The sequence below is a fragment of the Marinagarivorans sp. genome (assembly GCF_982758155.1).
Genome location: NZ_CEXWTU010000274.1, coordinates 1 through 5,863, shown reverse-complemented (window position 1 = coordinate 5,863; position 5,863 = coordinate 1). Strand labels below are relative to the sequence as shown.

The following is a 5,863-nucleotide window of genomic DNA, read 5'->3' as shown; positions in this document are numbered from 1 at the left end:
TACGCTCTTGCAGGGTAGCCATGCGCAGTAATGTTTCTGTGGCATCCACACGCCGGCTACGCTCTACGTATTGCTGGTACGAAGGCAGAGCAATAGCCGCTAAAATAGCCACTATCACTACCACTATCATTACCTCGATTAAGGTAAAGCCAAGCGCGCGCTTAACATTGCTTACCATGGAGCTTGCACCTCACGCCAAGAGTGGCGCTGCGATTTAAATTCAACAGGTTCTGGCCCATCCTCAACACCACCACTCGCCAAATTCCAGACATCGGTTGGCGGGTAGGGGCCCTCTAAAACAGGACCTGGGCCAAAAATATCTATAGACCCCAACACTGAATCCACATTAGTACCATTATTTTGATTATCACCACTCGACGCCGTCGGCTTATAAAAAGGCGAGAAAACACCCGAGCGCATATCGATTAAGTAAACATAGCCTTGATCACCAGACGAACACGATTCCGACGCCCCTGGCACTGTAGTACTAAAAAACAACGTAGATGCGGCATAACCGGTACCCGTATGCTGGCGCTCGTTACCCCCAAAGTTGATATACCAGCCATCTTTGTTTTCAGCGATTTCCTTACGCAAGCCGTCGATATAGTTAATAGCACTACCACCTGTATTGTTGCCGGCGTTTTCTAGTGCCCCGCTTTCTTTTATTGTAACCCCAGTTGTATTGAACAACGTATCAACTGTAAAGGGTATAAACGCAGAAGCAAGCGCGCCAGTGTCGGCATTGCGCTGCTCTTTAAGGCCTAGGTAAATATTGCCACTGTTGTTATTAGCCGCATCACTTCGTACATAATAACGGCCAGTGCCTGTAAATACCCAATAATTATTGCGGTAATCGATAACTGTTGCCGGGCGCTTGGCCACCGGCTTTTGGGTATCGAACATTACCGAAGGTTCGAAATTTAAGCCTGTGCCACCTAGGGACACCTTAGCGCGCCATAATTTACCGGAGGGCGTTTCCTGTGTGCCGGCTACGGTACCAAAGTAGAGCATGTCATCAGCAAAGTCGCGATCCCAATCCATGCTATTTACCCCACCAATAAACGCCAGTGGATCAGCATCAGCAATACGATGAGTCGTTAAGGTGGTTTTATCTGTAAGATTAAAAGCAAATAAATGCGGGCGATTAAGTTCTGGGGTGTTTTGCTCGAGCGTGTAGTTTTGCTGCGCACTTCTGGCGCTCGATTGGTCGTAGCCGCGAGGACCAGAGCCAAACACCAAATACCACTTACCAAATTCTGCAGGGTCGCTAGCATCCTCTTTGAAGCGCGCCACATCCGGCTCGCCGGTGGTAAAACCGAGTTGCTCGTGAGATATCTCGGCAATGAGTTTAGGCTTTTCTAAATTCCTATTGGTTATATCTAAGACAATATAAGCTGGGCGAGTGGATACCTCTTTACCATCCAAATCAATTCCGTAAGCGCCGCCACCTAAACCTGTGCCTACCACCAAAATAGTGCCCCATCCACCAGGGTAAATATCCGGGTGCCCTTCAGGAAAGGCCTTTACATCAAATGTACGCATATAACCATCAAAATACGGCACATGAGAATAACGCTTGTTGGGCAACCACTGTAAATGGGGCAGCAAATTAAACGGCGCATAGGCCCATAACTCTTCGCCTAAGGTTTTACCCTCTAGCGGCGTACTGCCTTGTGCAGCATAAAAGGCGTGAATCAAACCATCGTTAGCGGCAACATAGGCAATTTTAGCTGCATCGGCATATTTATTCTGGTAAACCTTGTAGCTATCATCACTTAGTTCATTGGCGTAGGTGTAATCGGGGCGGCCTTGAATAACTGGGCTTGTGAGTACATCGCCTAATAAGTACTTTTTTGCATCCAAGGTTCGCGAACGGAGGGTGCCAGCGGCATCATCGTATGAGCCTTGAATAAAGGCCACCAATTCAGCTCTCGGAACCCCGCCCCCCAAGAGCAATTCAGCCGTCTCAGAAGCAAATGTATCTGTATTAAATTTAGGAAGATCATCCACTTTTACAACATCGGTGTTGATATCTGCGGCGGTTAAATCGGGGAGCGCAGTGTATATATTTCGGCCATCTACCTGCGCAGCCTGTGCAGCAAGGCTATCGGTTGCATTCCAAATATAATTAATATCGTCGAAGGTAAACCCCCCCTCAACAGCACTTTCGACCTCACCCTCTAATGAATACTTCTCGACTACTGGCTGATCGTTGGCGTCTTTTAATGTTTTGGAGAAACGAATAATGTAATCAGTTGGATCCAGTTCGCCTACAACACGGCCACCGCCTGGAGTATCTTCGCGTAAGCGGCCTTTATTATCCAAGTGTAGCGCACCCACTTGCCCCACCCAATTAACACGATCACCCGCGGAATTTTCGCGCTGTGAGTAGTAGGTGGTGTGCAAAAACAACTTAGTACCGCCGCTACCACCACTGGCTGCAACCTCGCCACCACCGGCGATAGGTTTCGGGCCTAGGTTACCAATAATCGAATTGAGCTCGTCTTTTAAGGAGTCTGGGTCGTTGACGCTAACAAACTGACCACCAGCGCCTAAAGCGGCTAATTGTAATACTGGTGGCATGGGTTGGGCGTCACCACCCTCCGCATCGATTAGATGTGGCTTTGTGGCCGCAGCATTATCTAGGCCGCACCCCTTAAAAAGTACAGGGTCATTACCACCAAGGCGATCATCCCTACCGTTGACATAGAATTTTTTATTTTGATAGGCCGTATAACCCGTCGCTGTTTCATTATCGCAACCGGGATATTTATAATTATCAACACCGGGGTAACCATTAATCCCTGAATTAACATAAACACCGTCACTAGCGCCTAGCCCAGCAAGAACATAACCAAAACCCAAACGCTTTTCCGAAGATTGACCAATGACTTTTGTTGTGACTTTTAGCATAGTACCGTCGATCTCATAGCTTAAAATGCCATGCATATCTTGATCGTAATCACCGCCCTGCTCACTATCTTCCCAGTTAACATAAAAAGCCCCTTCCGTATCACTCTTACTTAACACTTTAAAATCCACCAAGGCGCAGTTACCCAAATAAGTACGTGAATCCTCACCCTCATCCGCATCGCCCCAGCTTTCGCACATCGGCGTGATCACTAAAGTGCGGCCTTCATATTTGATTTTTGCTAAGGGCAGTGTCGTTGCCAACTGTAAGCCGTGAGTAACCACCCGCTGGCTTCCTGTTAACAAACCATTAAGATCGTAACTATCACCGTCATCGCTTACATCTTCATCCGCAGCTATATCGGCGCGACCACTAACAATTTTTGCCAAGCCTGCTGCACGCCATGTACCCTCTAAACCTGGCGCATCAGGGCAAGGCCCTATCGCATCGGATAAGTTTGTCACGGTCTTAGCTGAGCAACTTATATTGGTTCTTAAAGCATCACCAGTTGCATCACCCACAAAATAAGCACCATCGTCAAGTAATGTATCTGTAGCATCATCAATATTAGTACTTGTTGCATCCGTTAACCCATCCGCAAAAGCATCCAACTCAGCCTCAAAGGTTTGCGCACTGGTATTTAAACCAATTACGTTCATGTTGGCACATGAGTATTTCTCGTCAGTGAGTGGAGCCCATTGCGCTTTTTTAACATCGGTAGGCGCTTTATCACCCTCTAAGACAGAGGCGGTTACGCCAGCGGCATCCGGCTTGTTCACCTCGCCGTCAATACCTGCAAAATAGCGATAGCTTTCGCCCAGTATTTCCCCTAAAGGATTACCCCAATCAACACAGTGTCCATTATCAAAACCAATACGACTCCATTTACAAAACCCTAGATTAGCACCCGCGCTCTCTTCGTTATAAACAGCACCATCAGCGTTATTCACATTATCATCACCAGCCCAAGCCGTGCCATCACTCTCGCGCCAACCTGCGATACGCAGACGATCTAAGGTTTGAATGATTCCACCTTCAGGTGGCGCTATAAATTGCCCGGTAGCGGCATTGATTTCATCGGTGATAACACCAATATTTTTCCGAAGGTAACCGCCTTGCTTATTATCTTCATAGCTGCCGGTTAGCAAGCCATATAGCGCATCGCCATTAGCCCCGGAGGTATGCAGTAAACCTGTTGGTTTATAGGTTTCACCGTAGCTCTTACAACCTTCAATTTCATCCGCATTGGCATTGGGGCAAGCGCTGATATACAGATTATAATCACCTTCAAAGGAGTCATTAACTTCATCAATATTGGGGGAGTCAAGTACAGGAATAAAGTTACCGCCAGATGCCAGTGTAAATGCTTCAATAGCAGCTGCATTTTTAGACGCATCAGGACTAGCTTTGCCACGACGATCAACCCCTGCATTCAGTCCCTCGTTGACAGTATCATTATAAACGGTATTACCGTTCTCATCCTTAACCGGGTCACCATTTTCATCTTCTTCGTGCCCCCAAAACAAACATTGGTAACGTTCACCAGAAGCCCACAAACCAAAATTACCCTTTACTACACGCATTAAGGGCGGGTTTGAATTACTTTTACTTTCCTTCTGAGCAGCCCCGGTGTGCAAAGTGGTATTGCAGATTGTAATACCTTGATCCCCTCCCTCAATGTTCGATAAGGGCGTCAGGTCACCTAAATCACTACCGTTATAATATTTAGCAAAACTATGGGCATCGTTGGGTAGGTAGCTACGCTCTAGCACTGTACTATCAGGCTCATTGTTAGATCGCAGGCCGCCATACAAAACGTACCGCAGCACATCGATTCGCGTCATTGTGGCCCAGTTCAGAAAATTTCCGCTCCACTCTCCCTCCACCGAACAATAGTGTTTTTTATTGGCATCGCCTGTTGCATCATTGGTGATTTCAAACAACGCACCACCATAGGTGTAACAATGCTGATTGCTAAAATATCCGGCGTAATTACGATCGTTGGAATAGGTGATTTCATCCGTTTCTAAATCACCGTTATCGTTTAAGTCGTCGTAATCGGTATAGGCTTTAAAATACAACTGATGGTCGTTCGAGAGCGCCAACATAATCATCGGGGCAACCCCCTGATCTAGCGAGCGCGGCAAAGTATTGTAGTCAGCCATGGTTTGCGCAGTAACTTCTGCAGCGCAAAAACCTAGCAACGCCGAAAAGGTTAATGCACAAGCCTTAACCTTTTTAGGTAATCCGTATTTCGACATCATTTTTTTACTCCACATTGACTTTTACCATGGCCTGCGACATGACACGTGCACGCCGCCCAGGCCCCTCTGCTAGCGCTGTAATTCGGTACATTGGCATATAAATTAAATCACCATCGCCGTTTTCTTTATCATCCAAAGTTGCCTGAAGGCCCGACTCTTTAAGCGTGAAACACATAAATTCTACAAAAAATTTAGTTTCCAGCATTTTTGCATCTCCCTCACCACTTTGAGAGACGGGTACATTTTCCACAGCGAAATTACCCCTCTCCCAATTGTCTTGAGAAGCCCAGATATTAACCACCTCGGTAGTATCATCAGGAAGAATACTGCATGTACTGTAGGGACTCTCTAGTTCGAAATCGCCACCAAAACAAAAACCTTTTTGGCTGCTGTCTTCAGCCGAAACACATCCGACCGGGAATTCTTTAATTTGGGCTAACGTTGGCGGCGCATCTATAATGTTTTTTTCAACTTGCCTTAAAGTACTTTCTGCGGCTTCGAATGCAATCGCTCGATCGCGGGCACTTGCAATCATTTTCATCTCTAAGGTGGTACCACGCATTCCCGCTATACCAAACAACGAAACAATAACGAGTAAAACCAAGGCTACAATAAGAGTGGCACCTGTTTGCTGATGTCTCATACCGATTACCCCCTATTACGAATGCGAACTGTTGCAAACGCTGGC

3 protein-coding genes are annotated in these 5,863 nt (G+C 46.8%); all 3 read right to left on the bottom strand.

The genetic code is table 11. The annotated features are described in order from the left end of the window. Positions 1 to 178, bottom strand: a 178-nt coding sequence (locus tag AC3A8L_RS19215) for a type IV pilin protein (RefSeq protein ID WP_487963889.1), incomplete at its 3' end; no start/stop codon positions are given. Next, on the bottom strand, positions 172 to 5,175 hold the full coding sequence (locus AC3A8L_RS19210) for a pilus assembly protein (protein ID WP_487963888.1): 5,004 nt from the start codon (positions 5,173 to 5,175) through the stop codon (positions 172 to 174). The genes AC3A8L_RS19215 and AC3A8L_RS19210, both read right to left, overlap by 7 nt. A gap of 4 nt (positions 5,176 to 5,179) precedes the next feature. Next, positions 5,180 to 5,818: a pilus assembly PilX family protein gene (locus AC3A8L_RS19205; RefSeq protein WP_487963887.1), complete on the bottom strand. Its 639-nt coding sequence runs from the start codon at positions 5,816 to 5,818 to the stop codon at positions 5,180 to 5,182. Between the last annotated feature and the right edge of the window lie 45 nt (positions 5,819 to 5,863).